We start from the raw sequence: 15,769 nt of genomic DNA, 5'->3' as shown, positions 1-15,769 counted from the left end.
ACAAACGATCATGAACGATTTGGTACGCGACAATCAGCCCCAGAACCTGGGCGCCACCGAAGAAACCAGCGAGTTCGCCTCGCTGCTGCTGCAAGAGTTCAAGCCCAAGACCGAACGCGCCCGCGAAGCCGTCGAGACCGCCGTGCGCACGCTGGCCGAACAGGCCCTGGCGCAGACCGACCTGGTGTCCAACGACGCCATCAAGTCGATCGAGTCGATCATCGCCGCGATCGACGCCAAGCTCACCGCCCAGGTCAACCAGGTCATCCACCACCCGGACTTCCAGCAACTGGAAAGCGCCTGGCGTGGCCTGCACTACCTGGTCAACAACACCGAGACCGATGAGCAGCTCAAGATCCGCGTGCTCAACATCTCCAAGACCGACCTGCACAAGACCCTGAAGAAATTCAAGGGCACCGCGTGGGACCAGAGCCCGCTCTTCAAGAAGATGTACGAAGAAGAATACGGCCAGTTCGGCGGCGAGCCTTACGGCTGCCTGGTCGGCGACTACTACTTCGACCAGTCGCCACCGGACGTGGAACTGTTGGGCGAACTGTCGAAAGTCTGCGCCGCCATGCATGCGCCGTTCATTGCCGCCGCCTCGCCAACCGTCATGGGCATGGGCTCGTGGCAGGAACTGTCGAACCCGCGCGACCTGACCAAGATCTTCACCACTCCGGAATACGCCGGCTGGCGTTCGCTGCGTGAATCGGAAGACTCGCGCTACATCGGCCTGACCATGCCGCGCTTCCTGGCGCGCCTGCCGTATGGCGCCAAGACCGATCCGGTGGAAGCCTTCGCCTTCGAAGAAAGCACTGACGGCGCCGACAGCTCCAAGTACACCTGGGCCAACGCCGCCTATGCGATGGCCGTGAACATCAACCGCTCGTTCAAACATTTCGGCTGGTGCTCGCGCATCCGCGGCGTGGAATCGGGTGGTGAAGTGGAAAACCTGCCGGCCCACACGTTCCCTACCGATGACGGTGGCGTGGACATGAAGTGCCCGACCGAAATCGCCATTTCGGACCGCCGTGAAGCGGAACTGGCGAAGAACGGTTTCATGCCGCTGCTGCACAAGAAAAACACCGACTTTGCCGCCTTCATCGGCGCCCAGTCGTTGCAGAAACCGGCCGAATACGACGACCCGGACGCCACCGCCAACGCCAACCTGGCCGCGCGCCTGCCGTACCTGTTCGCCACCTGCCGTTTCGCCCATTACCTGAAGTGCATCGTGCGCGACAAGATCGGCTCCTTCAAAGAGAAGGACGAGATGCAGCGCTGGTTGCAGGACTGGATCCTCAACTACGTCGACGGTGATCCGGCGCACTCCACCGAGACCACCAAGGCCCAGCATCCACTGGCTGCCGCCGAAGTGATCGTCGAAGAAGTCGAAGGCAACCCGGGGTACTACAACTCCAAGTTCTACCTGCGCCCGCACTATCAGCTCGAAGGGCTGACCGTGTCGTTGCGCCTGGTATCGAAACTGCCGTCGGCCAAGGGCGCGTAAGGATTTACTGAGCGGTACGCAATGGAAAAATGTGGGAGCGAGCCTGCTCGCGAAAGCGGTGCATCAGTCGCCACTTGTGTTGCCTGAGACATCGCCTTCGCGAGCAGGCTCGCTCCCACAGGGGATCTTCAGTGGGTTGGAGAACACCCTGGTTCCGGTCGGCAACAAAAATTTTCGCAAGGTCAGCGTCAACCAAACAATGTGGTAAAGACCACACAGGGAGAAAACATGGCTGTTGATATTTTCATCAAGATCGGCGACATCAAGGGCGAGTCCATGGACAAGGTCCACAAGGATGAGATCGACGTCCTGAACTGGAGCTGGGGCATGTCCCAGACCGGTAACATGCACGTCGGCAGTGGCGGTGGCGCGGGCAAGGTGAGCATCCAGGACCTGTCGCTGACCAAGTACGTCGACAAGGCTTCGCCGAACCTGATGATGCACTGCGCCAGCGGCAAGCACGTCGACAAGGTCAAGCTGACCGTGCGCAAGGCCGGCGGCGAAAGCCAGGTCGAGTACATGATCATCAACCTGGAAGAAGTGCTGATCACTTCCCTGAGCACCGGCGGCTCGGGCGGCGATGATCGCCTGACCGAAAACGTCACCCTGAACTTCGCCAAGGTGCTGGTGGACTACCAGCCACAGAAAGCCGACGGCACCAAGGAAGGCGGTCCGGTCAAGTTCGGCTGGAACATCCGTCAGAACGTCAAGGTGTAATCGAACACGCCCCCGGCGCCACGCGCCGGGGGTGTTTTGGTGCTTGCTCGCAACCCATCCTTTCCCTTCCGGTGTCTGAGTCATGGCCAAGCCTGCGTTTATCAATTTGTGGAAAGCCTATTCCGATTTGCTGGCCACCCATCCCGACGCGAAACCTTGCGACGGCCCTTGGGCAAACCAGTGCGCGATTCGCATGAGCCTGACGCTCAATGCGGAGAAGACCATCAAGGTCAACAAATCCACCTACACCGAACCCAAGTGTGCCCATGAACACGCCAGGGGCGCCGAATCGCTGGCGAACTGGTTGTGGAAGCACCATTTGGGACGTCCGACCATCCTCAGCAATAGCGCCGCCGACCGGCAGAAGTTGATGGGCAAGACCGGGTTGATTTTCTTCAAGGATTGTTTCCAACAGTCAGGAGAGACCCCGGAAGGTCGTAGCGGCGACCATATCGATCTATGGAACCGTGGCCTGACCCAAACCAGCGACCTGTTCTACCGTTCCAAGAAGGTCTGGTTCTGGGAGCTCATCTAATGAACAAGCCTCTGCTCGCCCTATGCCTGGCGACAAGCCTGATCAGTCTGAGCGCATGCGCCGAGCATGCCGATACGCTGACCACGCAAGCCGATTTTGTTGGTCAGCAGCTCAAGCTAGTCGACGAGCAAGGCCAGTGCACACTGGTAAAACCTGACCAGAGTCGCATGAAACTGGACATGGAATGGCCTTGCGGCTTTAGCCTGGATAAACAGCAGAAACTGCGCGTGGAAATGTTCAACGACATCCCTATATTCGCGGTTTGGCGCAGCGAACACATGCCAGCCCCCAGCCGCGACTGCCTGAGCAAAATGCAGGCTATTCGTCAGACAGCAAAAGGTTTTGAGGCGGGAATGGTCAGCCTTTATGCGTCTTGCGGCTCCGGCGGAGACCAAAAAATGTATGTGGCACCCTTTACGTGGTAACCGAAATCGCCACCCGCGATCGCCTGCAACCGTCCCTGCTGGACCGGCTGACCGACGACGATCCGAGCAACCCGAAGGAAAGCGCCGACAAGCGCGTGCTGTCCCTTACCCAATTAAAAGCCTCGGTGCTGCGTGACCTGGCGTGGCTGCTCAACACCACGTCATTGCTCGACGCCGATGCCACGCTGCACACCCCGGCGGGCACCTCGGTGGTGAATTTCGGGCTGCCGGCGCTGGCCGGCAACAGTGCCTCGAACATCGATGTGCCCGCGCTGGAAACCTTGATCCACCAGGCCATCGCCACGTTCGAGCCGCGTATCTTGCGCCACACCCTGCGCGTGCGCGCCCGGGCAACCGCCGAGATGAACCATAACGCCCTGAGCTTCGAGATCGAAGGCGATCTCTGGGCCCAGCCGGTGCCGCTGCGCCTGATGCTGCAAACTGACCTGGATCTGGAGACCGGCCACGTGCGCGTGGTCAACGCCGACCAGCGGAGACGCCCATGAACCCGCGCCTGCTGGAGCTGTACAACCAGGAGCTGCACCACGTGCGCGAAAGCGCGGCGGAGTTCGCCCAGGAATACCCGAAGATTGCCAGCCGGTTGTCACTGGCCGGCATGGACTGCGCCGACCCGTACGTCGAGCGCCTGCTGGAAGGCTTCGCTTATCTGACCGCACGGGTGCAGCTCAAGCTCGACGCCGAATACCCGACGTTCACCCACAACCTGTTGGAAATCGCCTATCCGCATTACCTGGCACCGACGCCGTCGATGACCGTGGTGCAGATGCAGGCCGACCCGGACGAAGGTTCATTGAGCAGCGGTTTCCCGCTGCCCCGTGACACCGTTCTGCGCGCCGCCCTGGGTCGTGAATCCCAGACCTGCTGCGAGTACCGTACCGCCCACGCGGTGACGTTGTGGCCGTTGCAGGTCAGCCAGGCCGAGTACTTCGGCAACCCGTCCGCGGTACTCGGGCGCCTGGCCGCCAGCGAACCGAAAGCCAAGGCCGGCCTGCGCCTGACCCTGCGCACCGGCGCCGAACTGCCGTTCAACAGCATGGCCCTGGAGAACCTGCCGCTGTACTTGAGCGGCGCCGACGAACAGCCCTTCCGCCTCTACGAACAACTGTTGGGCAATGCCTGCGCGGTGTTCGCCCGCCAGCCCGGCGGCAACTGGGTCGAACGGTTGCCGCAGGATGCGTTGCGCGCGCAAGGCTTCGATGACGCCGAGGCCGCGCTGCCGGTAGTGTCGCGGGCGTTCCAGGGTTATCGCCTGTTGCAGGAATATTTCGCCCTGCCGCACCGCTTCCTGTTCGTCGATTTCACCCAGCTCGGCCGCGCGGTCAAGCGTTGCGACGGTCAGGAGCTTGAGCTGATCGTGCTGTTCGACCGCCACGATCCGAGCCTGGAAGGCAGCGTCGGCGCTGCGCAGTTCCTGCCATTCTGCACGCCGGCGATCAATCTGTTCCCCAAGCGCCTGGACCGCATTCACTTGTCGGACCGGGTCAACGAACATCATGTGATTGCCGACCGCACCCGGCCGATGGACTTCGAAGTGCATTCGCTGACCGGGCTGGCCGGCCACGGCACCGGTCCAGAGCAGCCGTTCCTGCCCTTCTACGCCGTGCGCGATCCGTCCCGCTATGGCCGCGACAAGGCCTATTACACGGTGCGCCGCGAACCGCGCGTGCTGTCCAGCGATCAACGCCGCAACGGCCCGCGCTCGACCTATATCGGCAGCGAGACCTTCGTCAGCCTGGTGGACAGCCAGCAAACGCCTTATCGCCACGACCTGCGTCAATTGGGCGTAACCGCGCTGTGCACCAACCGTGACCTGCCGCTGTTCATGAGCGTGGGCAACGGCAAGACCGACTTCACCCTGGCCGACAGCGCGCCGGTTGGCGCGGTGCGCTGCGTCGCCGGACCGAGTCGTCCACGGGCGAGCCATGCCCACGATGCCAAGGCCTGGCGGCTGATCAGCCAGCTGTCGCTGAACTACCTGTCCTTGAGCGAACAAGGCCAGGGCGCGGCCGCCCTGCGCGAACTGCTGCGCCTGTATGGCGACAGCAACGATGCGGCGCTGCAATTGCAGATCGAAGGCCTGCGCGAAGTCAGCAGCAAGGCCTGCACCCGGCGCCTGCCGATGCCCGGCCCGATCGTATTTGGTCGCGGCCTGGAGATCACCCTGGAATTCGATGAAAACGCGTTTCGCGGCACCGGGGTGTTCCTGCTCGGCGCGGTGTTCGAACGCTTCCTGGCACGCTACGTGTCGATCAACAGTTTTACCGAGACGGTGATCCGTACCACCGAACGCGGCGAGATCATGCGATGGAAAGCCAAGCCCGGACGTCGTCCGACCCTGTGAGTACCCTGGAAGCGATGCACCAGGAACCCTGGGAATACGACTTCTTCCAGGCGTTGCGGCGCATCGAGTGCGAATCCCCCGAACTGCCGCGCCTGGGCCATTCCCTGCGCCTGGCCGATGATCCGCTGCGTCTCGGGCAACAGGCCGAGTGCACCTTCGCCCCGGCGACCCTGGCCTCGGTGCAACCGGGCGTCGACGGTGCGCCGGCGCGCCTGGAGCAGTTCTTCTTCGGCCTCGGCGGCCCCAACGGCCCGATGCCGTTGCACCTCACCGAATACGTGCGCGAACGCCAGCGCAACAATGGCGACAGCACCAGCAAACGCTTTCTCGACGTCTTCCATCATCGCCTGCTCAGCCTGTTCTACCGGGCCTGGGCCGAAGCACGGCCGACGGTCAGCCACGATCGCCCGGACGATGATTACTGGTCGGCGCGCCTGGCGGCACTCAGCGGCCGGGGCATGCCGAGCCTGCTCAACCAGGGGCTGATTCCCGATACGGCGAAGCTGCACTACAGCGGTCACCTGTCGGCGCAAACCCGCTACCCGGACGGTTTGAAAGCGATCCTCAGCGAGTACTTCGGCCTGCCGGCGGAAATCGAAGAATACGTCGGCCAATGGCTGGAACTGCCGGAGCGCAGCCGCGTTGGTGTCAGCGCCCATCAACTGGGCGTGGACTTCTGCCTGGGCCGCTACGTTTGGGATCGCCAGCACAAATTCCGCATTCGCCTGGGGCCGCTCAAGCTCGTCGACTACATGGGCATGCTGCCCGGCAGCCAACCGTTCAATGAGCTGGTGGCGTGGGTCGCCGAATACCTGGGGCACGAACTGGACTGGGACCTGAACCTGGTCCTGGAGCAGCCCGAAGTGCCCGCACTACAACTCAATGGTCGTTTCCGCCTGGGTTTCAACACCTGGCTGGGACGCCCTGAAAAAGATGCCAACGATCTAATACTGGCCCGGCATTACGCCGAACAGGCCAACACCTCACAGACCTCAAGGAGCCATGAGCATGGGTGAAATCAGTCGCGCCGCGTTGTTCGGCAAACTCAACAGCGTGGCCTACAAAGCCATCGAAGCCGCCACCGTGTTCTGCAAGTTGCGCGGTAACCCTTATGTGGAACTGGCCCACTGGTTTCATCAATTGCTGCAACTGCAGGACTCGGACCTGCACCGCATCATCCGCCAGTTCAACATCGAGCCGGCACGCCTGGCCCGCGACCTGACCGAGGCGCTGGATCGCCTGCCACGGGGGTCGACCTCCATCACCGACCTGTCTTCCCACGTGGAAGAAGCCGTGGAACGCGGCTGGGTCTACGGCAGCCTGATGTTCGGCGAAAGCCAGGTGCGCACCGGTTACCTGGTGCTGGGCATCCTCAAGACGCCGAGCCTGCGTCATGCGCTGCTGGGCCTGTCGTCGGAGTTCGACAAGGTCAAGGTCGAAGCCCTGAGCGAACGGTTTGACGAATACGTCGGCGACTCGCCGGAAAACGCCCTGACCGCCAGCGACGGCTTCAACGCCGGTGCCGTGCCCGGCGAAGCCAGCGGCGCGATGGCCCCCAGCGCCATGGGCAAGCAGGAAGCGCTCAAGCGCTTCACCGTCGACCTCACCGAGCAGGCCCGCAGCGGCAAGCTCGACCCGATCGTCGGCCGTGACGAAGAGATCCGCCAACTGGTGGATATTCTCATGCGTCGTCGGCAGAACAACCCGATCCTCACCGGTGAAGCCGGCGTCGGCAAGACCGCCGTGGTCGAAGGTTTTGCCCTGCGCATCGTCGCCGGTGACGTGCCGCCTTCGCTCAAGGACGTGGAGCTGCGCAGCCTCGACGTTGGCCTGTTGCAGGCCGGCGCGAGCATGAAAGGTGAATTCGAGCAGCGCCTGCGTCAGGTCATCGAAGACGTCCAGGCCTCGCCGAAACCGATCATCCTGTTCATCGACGAAGCCCACACCCTGGTGGGTGCCGGTGGCGCCGCCGGTACCGGCGACGCGGCCAACCTGCTGAAGCCGGCCCTGGCGCGTGGCACCTTGCGCACCGTCGCCGCCACGACCTGGGCCGAGTACAAGAAGCACATCGAAAAGGACCCGGCCCTGACCCGGCGCTTCCAAGTGGTGCAAGTCGCCGAGCCGTCGGAAGACAAGGCCCTGCTGATGATGCGCGGCGTGGCCTCGACCATGGAAAAACACCATCAGGTGCAAATCCTCGACGAGGCCCTGGAGGCCTCGGTCAAGCTGTCTCACCGCTACATTCCCGCGCGCCAGTTGCCGGACAAGTCCGTGAGCCTGCTGGACACCGCCTGCGCCCGCGTTGCCATCAGCCTGCACGCCGTGCCGGCCGAAGTGGACGACAGCCGCCGGCGCATCGAAGCACTGGAAACCGAACTGCAGATCATCGCCCGTGAACATGCGATCGGCATCGCCATCGGCACCCGCCAGACCCAGACCGAAAGCCTGCTCGCCGCCGAGCGCGAACGCCTGGCCGAATTGGAAAGCCGTTGGGCCGAAGAGAAAACCCTGGTCGACGAATTGCTGGAAACTCGCGCTACCCTGCGCGAGCGCGTCGGCCTGGTGGACAGCGAGAACGGCAGCGAAGCTTCCGACAACGACAGCCATGCCCTGCGCGAGAAACTGGTGGACCTGCAACAGCGCCTGACCGCCCTGCAAGGCGAGACCCCGCTGATCCTGCCGACCGTGGATTACCAGGCCGTGGCCTCGGTGGTCGCCGACTGGACCGGAATCCCGGTGGGCCGCATGGCCCGCAACGAACTGGAGACCGTGCTCAACCTCGACCAGCACCTGAAAAAACGCATCATCGGCCAGGACCATGCCCTGCAGATGATCGCCAAGCGCATCCAGACCTCGCGCGCCGGCCTCGACAATCCGAGCAAGCCGATCGGCGTGTTCATGCTCGCCGGTACCTCCGGCGTGGGCAAGACCGAAACCGCCCTGGCCCTGGCCGAAGCCATGTACGGCGGTGAACAGAACGTCATCACCATCAACATGAGCGAGTTCCAGGAAGCCCACACCGTGTCCACCCTCAAGGGTGCGCCACCGGGTTATATCGGTTATGGCGAAGGCGGCGTGCTGACCGAAGCCGTGCGGCGCAAACCGTACAGCGTGGTGTTGCTGGACGAGGTGGAAAAAGCCCACCCGGACGTGCACGAGATTTTCTTCCAGGTGTTCGACAAAGGCGTGATGGAGGACGGCGAAGGCCGGGTGATCGACTTCAAGAACACCTTGATCCTGCTAACCACCAACGCCGGCACCGAGCTGATCGCCCAGGTCTGCAAGGACCCGCAGAACGTGCCCGAGCCGGAAGAAATCGCCAAGGCCCTGCGCCAGCCGCTGCTGGAAATCTTCCCGCCGGCGCTGCTCGGCCGCCTGGTGACGATCCCCTACTATCCGCTCAGCGACGAGATGCTCAAGGCCATCACCCGCCTGCAACTCAACCGCATCAAGAAGCGCGTGGAGAGCACTCACAAAGTGGCCTTCGATTACGACGACGCGGTGATCGACCTGATCGTCTCGCGCTGCACCGAAACCGAAAGCGGCGGGCGCATGATCGACACCATCCTGACCAACAGCCTGCTGCCGGACATGAGCCGCGAGTTCCTGACTCGCATGCTCGAAGGCAAGGCCATGGCCGGCGTGCGGATCAGCGCCGTGGATAACGAACTGAAGTACGATTTCAGCGACGCGGCCTGACCTCAGGAAACACCGCATAACCCCTGTGGGAGCGGGCTTGCCCGCGAATGCAATCTGTCAGTGCCATTGATGTTGGCTGACACAACGCCTTCGCGAGCAAGCCCGCTCCCACATTAGATTGTGTTCCTTCAGCTACTAACCTGCACGAGACCCCCAATGCTATTCAACCAAGCCTCCCGCCTGGCGAAAATCACCAGCCCCCTCGGGCCCGAGGTGCTGCTGCTCAAGGACATGGGCGGCGGTGAAGAGTTGGGGCGGTTGTTCAACTATGAGTTGCAGCTGCACTCGCTGGACAATGCCATCGACCTCAACCAGGTGCTGGGTAAACCCATGTGCGTCAGCCTGCAGTTGGACGGTGGCGGCGAGCGCTATTTCCACGGCATCGTCGCGCGCTTCAGCCAGAACATCGACCAGGGCCAGTTTGCCAGTTACCAGGCCACGCTAAGGCCCTGGCTGTGGCTGCTGACGCGCACCTCAGACTGCCGGATTTTCCAGAACCTGACGGTTCCGCAGATCATCAAGCAGGTGTTCCGCGACCTGGGTTTCTCCGACTTCGAAGACGCCCTCAGCCGGCCGTACCGCGAGTGGGAGTACTGCGTCCAGTACCGTGAGACCAGCTTCGATTTCGTCAGCCGGCTGATGGAGCAGGAAGGCATCTACTACTTCTTCCGCCATGAACAGGGTCGCCATGTGCTGGTGCTGGCCGACGCCTACGGCGCCCATGCTCAAGCGCCCGGCTACGGCTCGGTGCCGTATTACCCGAAGAACGAGCAGCAGCGTGAACGGGATCATATCCACGACTGGCACCTGGCCCAGGAAGTCCAACCGGGTTCGCTGGAGCTCAACGACTACGACTTCCAGCGTCCCAGCGCGCGCATCGATGTACGTTCGGCCATGCCGCGCCCGCACACCGCTGGCGACTATCCTCTGTATGACTATCCCGGTACCTATGTGCAGAGCGAGGACGGCGAGCACTACGCCCGCACCCGCATCGAAGCCTTGCAGACCCTGCACGAGCAGGTCGAGCTGGCGGGCAACGCCCGAGGCCTGGGCTCGGGGCATTTGTTCAGCCTGACCGGCTTCAGCCGCCAGGACCAGAACCGCGAATACCTGATCGTCGGCGCGCGTTATTACCTCTCTCAGGAAAGCGGCGAGAGCGGCGTCGGCGCACCTTCGGCACAGTTCGAAAGCAGCCTGACCTGCATCGACGCCCAGCAAAGCTTCCGCCCGATGGCAATCACCCACCGCCCCATCGTCAAGGGGCCGCAGACAGCTTTGGTGGTCGGACCCAAGGGCGAGGAAATCTGGACCGACCAGTTCGGCCGGGTGAAGGTGCACTTCTATTGGGATCGCCACGATCAATCCAACGAAAACAGTTCGTGCTGGATTCGCGTGTCGCAGGCTTGGGCCGGAAAGAATTGGGGCTCGGTGCAGATCCCGCGCATCGGCCAGGAAGTCATCGTCAGTTTCCTTGAAGGGGATCCTGACAGGCCCATCGTCACCGGTCGTGTGTATAACGCCGAACAGACCGTCCCCTATGCGTTGCCCGCCAATGCCACCCAGAGCGGTACCAAGAGTCGTTCGAGCAAGGGCGGCACGCCGACGAATTTCAACGAAATCCGCATGGAAGATAAAAAGGGCGCCGAGCAACTTTACATCCACGCCGAGCGCAACCAGGACATCGCCGTGGAAGTGGATGAAAGCCACTGGGTGGGTCGCGATCGTCGCAAGAATATCGACCGCAACGAAACCGTACGCATTGGCGAAGACCGGCTGCGGGCCGTACAGCGCAACGACACGTTGCTCGTCGGCGGGGCCAAGAGCGACAGCATCGCGACCCAATACCTCATCGAGGCGGGTTCGCAGATTCGGCTGGTGTGTGGCAAAAGCGTGCTGGAGTTCAACGCCAGTGGCGAGATCAATATCTCCGGCACCGCGTTCAACCTCTACGCCAGTGGCAACGGCAACATCGACACCGGCGGCCGCCTTGACCTCAACTCCGGTGGCGCCAGCGCCGTGGACCCCAAGGGCAAGGGCATCAAGGGCGTGATCGAGGCGGCGGTGAAAGCTTTGTTTCCGGCGAAGGCCAAGCAGTGAGGTTCACCGCAGAACAACCCCAGCCTGACTCCCTCAAGAAAAACGCTGATCCCGTGGCGAGGGAGCTTGCTCCCGCTTGAGTGCGAAGCGCTCACAAAAGGGGCTGCTACGCAGCCCAGCGGGAGCAAGCTCCCTCGCCACGGGGTATCTACGGACCTAGTGAAAACTGCGACCCACCGGCCCTTTCGGCGGTCAGATGGCTGTGCCGCGCTTCGTTCCCGGTTGAATGATCAACAGCTCGTCCAACTCACGTTTTCTGCAACGCGACACAAAAGGAAGCGCAGCTTCCGGGTCACGCTTGAACAGCTCAAAGGTCGCCTGATTAATTTCGTAATATTCCTCGTAGTCAGCCATGCCATTGCTGACCGGGATGGAGACATAAAACCGACCCGAATCCTGTTCTATGCCCACGGAAAACATGTGTTCGCGACTGACTAGGACATCTTGAAACTTCATGGTTTGACTACCTCTACGGTCATAATGCCGTCCAACTGAAATCTTTGGGTGAGATGCCCCCGGCGTCGATGACCGCTTCGCTGGCACCGGTCGGCAGCTTGCCGCCTGGAATCCAGAATTCGTTAGCGCCGGCCTCATTGCCCGACGGAATCCGCAGGTTCATGTCTTTAGGTGCGGGAATATCGACCCGGACAAGGGTACTACTTTCCAAGGTATTTTCTGGAAGCCCAAGCGCCTTCTCCAATGCCCTCTTATCGCCCTTGGCATTGGCAACCAATTGATCGGCTTCAGCTTTGGGCATGAGGAACGTCGTGCCGTCGCGCTGGGCGATGCCGTACTTGTCCAGGTTGTTCTTCGTGGTGAAGCGCGAGGCACCGTTCTCGAACTGGGCCAGATGTTCTTTCACATACTGCGGTGACAAATACTTGTGGGCTTCGGGTCGAGACCCCTTCGGCATGGCCAGGATATCGGCCTCGGTCACGCCAGGCTTGTACTTGGGCGGCGGCAGTTCGGCAGGCTTGGCCGCCTTCGCCATTTTCGGGCTCAGCCCCAGCATCGCCATTCCGGCGACGCCTTGCAGCAGGTCACGATAGCCTGGCCCCAGACGGTCGCCTAAATCGCCGAGAAGCTCCATGCTTCCCACGATCAGGCCGCCCACCACGACGAATTCGACGAGAACGGCAATACCCGCCATTGCGGCCATCACCAATGCGGCGCCCGCCGCCAGCAACCCCAACACTTCCAACCCGGAATGCATCCAGCCTTCGAGGTCGAGCACAAACGCCACCGACACCGTCGGCCCACCGATGAAGGTGTTCGGGCTGCCCGTCTTGATATGAGCGCCGCAGACCATCTTGCTGTGCAGGCGCGCGGCCGGTTTGCCGTTGATGAACACCGTGGCGCTGCCTTCGGCGATCAGCACCGGAAAGGGCCAGATCGGATGATTCATTGGCAGGCCGGTGCAGGAGGAGGCGATGTCTTCGCCCGCCCGCATGGCATTTCGATCGTTGATATATACGTTGAAGCTGCCCATTATCAACGCCCCCGTGGTCGGCTCGGGCAGGTTGAATATGGTGGACAGGCCCTTGACGATCTGGAACATCGACAAGCCGCCAGCCGCGATCGAGCCGGCCATGATCGCCAGCGCCACACCGCCCGTGGCAACCGTCGCGGCGACGACCGCAGCGCCGAGCAAGGCGCCGGCCACGGCTCCGGCGACCATCGCGGCCAACCCGAACCCGTGGGCTATTTCGTCACCCAGCCGGGCTGCTGCCTGTGCATCCATCGCGGGAATCTACCTCACTGTTTGGTCTGACTGCGCAATGGCACGTATCGAATCTCAGGCAATCGGAGGCTGTGGCTTGAGCGAATGCATCGCCAGCTTCCAGGCCGGCTCGTGATAGGCGAAGTCGTTGGGTGTGGTGGTCAAGGTGGTGATCAGCACGGACGGCTTACGCTCGATGAACACCTGGCGCAGCATCAGGTCGCGTCCTTCGCGCTGCCAGGTGTAATCCAGCAAGGTGGTGGTGTGTCCATGCAGCACCGTGTCCCAGCGCTGAACCAGCTTGAAGCCCGGCAATTGCTGCTCCGCGCTTTTGAGTTGGCGGTCCACGTACTCGGCAAAGGGAGCGTCACCCTGGGTGGCATCGCGGCTGATGACGAAACTGGCCTCTTTGGCGGGTCCCACTGCCGGCAGCTTGAAAATGTTGATGCTCTGGTCCTGCCAGGTATCGGGGATTTCGAGATCGGCTTCTTGAATGCGGTATGAGGTCACGGTAATCGCTTTCCATGGACATGAGGTGACGCGTGGAGGAGCAGATATTCGGGTAATGCCTGGCAACAATCAAGAACCGGGTTCCTCTCCTCCAGGTAACCCTCTACATTATGCGATCAGCGTCACCACTCTGGCGATTCACGCCTCTGCAGAAGCCGTCGAAGGGCATATTCTGTTGATTTTTTGAATCAGACGATTGCAGTCTTCGCCAGCATAAGGGACTGCGGCAGCGATAAGGACAACCGATGCTATTCAACCAAGCCTCCCGCCTGGCGAAAATCACCAGCCCCTTGGGACCCGAGGTGCTGCTGCTCAAGGACATGGGCGGCGGCGAAGAGCTGGGGCGGCTGTTCAACTATGAGTTGCAGCTGCACTCTCTGGACAACGCCATCGACCTCAACCAGGTACTCGGCAAACCCATGTGCGTAGGCCTGCAGTTGGACGGTGGCGGCGAGCGCTATTTCCACGGCATCGTCGCGCGCTTCAGCCAGAACATCGACCAAGGCCAGTTTGCCAGCTACCAGGCCACGCTAAGGCCCTGGCTGTGGCTGCTGACGCGCACCTCCGACTGCCGGATTTTCCAGAACCTGACGGTTCCGCAGATCATCAAGCAAGTGTTCCGCGACCTGGGTTTCTCCGACTTCGAAGACGCCCTCAGCCGCCCTTATCGCGAGTGGGAGTACTGCGTCCAGTACCGTGAGACCAGCTTCGATTTCGTCAGCCGGCTGATGGAGCAGGAAGGCATCTACTACTTCTTCCGTCATGAACAGGGTCGCCATGTGCTGGTGCTGGCCGACGCCTACGGCGCCCATACCCAAGCGCCCGGCTACGGCTCGGTGCCGTACTACCCGAAGAACGAGCAGCAGCGCGAACGCGATCATATTCATGATTGGCACCTGGCTCAGGAAGTCCAACCGGGGTCGCTTGAGCTCAACGACTACGACTTCCAGCGTCCCAGCGCGCGCATCGATGTACGTTCGGCCATGCCGCGCCCGCACACCGCTGGCGACTATCCTCTGTATGACTATCCCGGTACCTACGTGCAGAGCGAGGACGGCGAGCACTACGCCCGCACCCGCATCGAAGCCTTGCAGACCCTGCACGAACAGGTCGAGCTGGCGGGCAACGCCCGAGGCCTGGGCTCGGGGCATTTGTTCAGCCTGACCGGCTTCAGCCGCCAGGACCAGAACCGCGAATACCTGATCGTCGGCGCGCGTTATTACCTCTCTCAGGAAAGCGGCGAGAGCGGCGTCGGCGCACCTTCGGCACAGTTCGAAAGCAGCCTGACCTGCATCGACGCCCAGCAAAGCTTTCGTCCGATGGCGATTACCCACCGTCCGATCGTCAAAGGGCCGCAGACCGCATCGGTGGTCGGGCCCAAGGGCGAGGAAATCTGGACCGACCAGTTCGGCCGGGTGAAGGTGCACTTCTATTGGGATCGCCACGATCAATCCAACGAAAACAGTTCGTGCTGGATTCGCGTGTCGCAAAGCTGGGCCGGGAAAAACTGGGGCTCGATGCAGATTCCGCGTATCGGCCAGGAAATCATCGTCAGCTTCCTTGAAGGCGACCCGGATCGACCGATCATCACCGGCCGTGTCTACAACGCCGAGCAAACCGTGCCTTACGACCTGCCTGAGAATGCCACCCAGAGCGGCATGAAAAGCCGTTCGAGCAAGGGTGGCACGCCGGCAAATTTCAATGAAATCCGCATGGAAGACAAGAAAGGCGCCGAGCAGCTTTACATCCATGCCGAGCGCAACCAGGACACCGTGGTCGAGGTGGATGAGAGCCATTCGGTCGGCCACGACCGCACCAAGAGCATCGGCCACGACGAAACGGTGATCATCGGCAACAACCGCCTGCGCATCGTCAAGCAGGAGGACATCCTGTCGGTGGGCCAGCGCAAGACCGACAGCATCAGCCAGAGCTACGTCATTGAAGTGGGCGAGAACCTGCGCCTGGTATGCGGCGAGAGCATCCTGGAGCTCAACGCCAGCGGTCAGATCAACCTGACCGGCGTGCAGATCAGCTTCTACGCCAGCGGCGATGCCGAGTTCAACACCGGCGGTGTGCTGCACCTGAACAACGGCGGCGGCCCCGGTGCCACGCCGGACGGCCAGGGCGTCAAGGCCAGCATCGATGCCAACGTCGCTGCCGCCTTTCCCAAAGGCTAACCCAAAGGCTAACTTCGAGA

The 15,769-nt window shown here is 62.0% G+C and carries 13 protein-coding genes; 10 read left to right on the top strand and 3 right to left on the bottom strand.

Annotation, left to right across the window (positions count from 1 at the left end):
- The first annotated feature begins 10 nt into the window (after positions 1 to 10).
- From tssC to J3P89_RS00150, 9 genes are all read left to right on the top strand, one after another.
- Complete coding sequence (gene tssC, locus J3P89_RS00190; RefSeq protein WP_305497874.1) at positions 11 to 1,507, top strand: type VI secretion system contractile sheath large subunit; 1,497 nt, start codon at positions 11 to 13, stop codon at positions 1,505 to 1,507.
- Between the two features lie 228 nt (positions 1,508 to 1,735).
- Positions 1,736 to 2,224 (top strand): Hcp family type VI secretion system effector, encoded by a 489-nt coding sequence (locus J3P89_RS00185; protein WP_186615146.1) that lies wholly within the window; start codon positions 1,736 to 1,738, stop codon positions 2,222 to 2,224.
- An 82-nt stretch (positions 2,225 to 2,306) separates the two neighbouring features.
- Positions 2,307 to 2,759: a type VI secretion system amidase effector protein Tae4 gene (locus tag J3P89_RS00180; RefSeq protein ID WP_434654680.1), complete on the top strand. Its 453-nt coding sequence runs from the start codon at positions 2,307 to 2,309 to the stop codon at positions 2,757 to 2,759.
- A complete protein-coding gene (locus J3P89_RS00175; RefSeq protein ID WP_434654678.1) occupies positions 2,759 to 3,184 on the top strand; it encodes a hypothetical protein in 426 nt (141 codons plus the stop codon). The genes J3P89_RS00180 and J3P89_RS00175 overlap by 1 nt, the downstream gene beginning before the upstream one ends.
- Positions 3,178 to 3,690: a type VI secretion system baseplate subunit TssE gene (gene tssE / locus J3P89_RS00170; RefSeq protein ID WP_305497870.1), complete on the top strand. Its 513-nt coding sequence runs from the start codon at positions 3,178 to 3,180 to the stop codon at positions 3,688 to 3,690. The genes J3P89_RS00175 and tssE overlap by 7 nt, the downstream gene beginning before the upstream one ends.
- Positions 3,687 to 5,546: a type VI secretion system baseplate subunit TssF gene (tssF, locus tag J3P89_RS00165; protein WP_434696410.1), complete on the top strand. Its 1,860-nt coding sequence runs from the start codon at positions 3,687 to 3,689 to the stop codon at positions 5,544 to 5,546. Before tssE ends, tssF begins: the two co-directional genes overlap by 4 nt.
- Positions 5,510 to 6,562, top strand: coding sequence for a type VI secretion system baseplate subunit TssG (gene tssG, locus J3P89_RS00160; protein ID WP_434696409.1), 1,053 nt, complete (start codon positions 5,510 to 5,512; stop codon positions 6,560 to 6,562). Before tssF ends, tssG begins: the two co-directional genes overlap by 37 nt.
- Positions 6,555 to 9,245, top strand: a complete 2,691-nt coding sequence (gene tssH, locus J3P89_RS00155; RefSeq protein ID WP_434627058.1) for a type VI secretion system ATPase TssH — start codon at positions 6,555 to 6,557, stop codon at positions 9,243 to 9,245. The genes tssG and tssH overlap by 8 nt, the downstream gene beginning before the upstream one ends.
- 156 nt (positions 9,246 to 9,401) lie before the next feature.
- Positions 9,402 to 11,342 carry a type VI secretion system tip protein VgrG gene (locus J3P89_RS00150; RefSeq protein ID WP_434696408.1) on the top strand — a complete coding sequence of 647 codons (1,941 nt, stop codon included), beginning with the start codon at positions 9,402 to 9,404 and terminating at the stop codon, positions 11,340 to 11,342.
- Positions 11,343 to 11,534: 192 nt separating this feature from the next.
- Here J3P89_RS00150 and J3P89_RS00145 read toward each other — a convergent pair whose 3' ends face one another.
- From J3P89_RS00145 to J3P89_RS00135, 3 genes are read right to left on the bottom strand one after another with little or no spacing between them, the layout of a single operon-like run.
- A complete protein-coding gene (locus J3P89_RS00145; RefSeq protein WP_434654671.1) occupies positions 11,535 to 11,798 on the bottom strand; it encodes a hypothetical protein in 264 nt (87 codons plus the stop codon).
- A 19-nt stretch (positions 11,799 to 11,817) separates the two neighbouring features.
- Positions 11,818 to 13,083 carry a PAAR domain-containing protein gene (locus J3P89_RS00140; RefSeq protein ID WP_434696406.1) on the bottom strand — a complete coding sequence of 422 codons (1,266 nt, stop codon included), beginning with the start codon at positions 13,081 to 13,083 and terminating at the stop codon, positions 11,818 to 11,820.
- Positions 13,084 to 13,137: 54 nt separating this feature from the next.
- On the bottom strand, positions 13,138 to 13,572 hold the full coding sequence (locus J3P89_RS00135) for a DUF1795 domain-containing protein (RefSeq protein WP_434570845.1): 435 nt from the start codon (positions 13,570 to 13,572) through the stop codon (positions 13,138 to 13,140).
- Positions 13,573 to 13,817: 245 nt separating this feature from the next.
- Between J3P89_RS00135 and J3P89_RS00130 the strand changes: the two genes are divergently transcribed.
- Complete coding sequence (locus J3P89_RS00130; RefSeq protein WP_434696405.1) at positions 13,818 to 15,749, top strand: type VI secretion system tip protein VgrG; 1,932 nt, start codon at positions 13,818 to 13,820, stop codon at positions 15,747 to 15,749.
- Positions 15,750 to 15,769 lie beyond the last annotated feature (20 nt).

It is taken from the genome of Pseudomonas sp. Z1-14, assembly GCF_051132005.1.
Taxonomy (GTDB): domain Bacteria; phylum Pseudomonadota; class Gammaproteobacteria; order Pseudomonadales; family Pseudomonadaceae; genus Aquipseudomonas.
This window is presented reverse-complemented; position numbering and strand designations above follow the sequence as displayed.

Bases quoted from the DNA above. Each gene is read 5' to 3' on its own strand.
- J3P89_RS00140 (WP_434696406.1), bottom strand. From the start codon at position 13,083: ATGGATGCACAGGCAGCAGCCCGGCTGGGTGACGAAATAGCCCACGGG.
- J3P89_RS00150 (WP_434696408.1), top strand. From the start codon at position 9,402: ATGCTATTCAACCAAGCCTCCCGCCTGGCGAAAATCACCAGCCCCCTC.
- tssH (WP_434627058.1), top strand. From the start codon at position 6,555: ATGGGTGAAATCAGTCGCGCCGCGTTGTTCGGCAAACTCAACAGCGTG.
- J3P89_RS00185 (WP_186615146.1), top strand. From the start codon at position 1,736: ATGGCTGTTGATATTTTCATCAAGATCGGCGACATCAAGGGCGAGTCC.
- J3P89_RS00175 (WP_434654678.1), top strand. From the start codon at position 2,759: ATGAACAAGCCTCTGCTCGCCCTATGCCTGGCGACAAGCCTGATCAGT.
- J3P89_RS00145 (WP_434654671.1), bottom strand. From the start codon at position 11,798: ATGAAGTTTCAAGATGTCCTAGTCAGTCGCGAACACATGTTTTCCGTG.
- tssF (WP_434696410.1), top strand. From the start codon at position 3,687: ATGAACCCGCGCCTGCTGGAGCTGTACAACCAGGAGCTGCACCACGTG.
- J3P89_RS00180 (WP_434654680.1), top strand. From the start codon at position 2,307: ATGGCCAAGCCTGCGTTTATCAATTTGTGGAAAGCCTATTCCGATTTG.
- J3P89_RS00130 (WP_434696405.1), top strand. From the start codon at position 13,818: ATGCTATTCAACCAAGCCTCCCGCCTGGCGAAAATCACCAGCCCCTTG.
- tssC (WP_305497874.1), top strand. From the start codon at position 11: ATGAACGATTTGGTACGCGACAATCAGCCCCAGAACCTGGGCGCCACC.
- tssG (WP_434696409.1), top strand. From the start codon at position 5,510: ATGGAAAGCCAAGCCCGGACGTCGTCCGACCCTGTGAGTACCCTGGAA.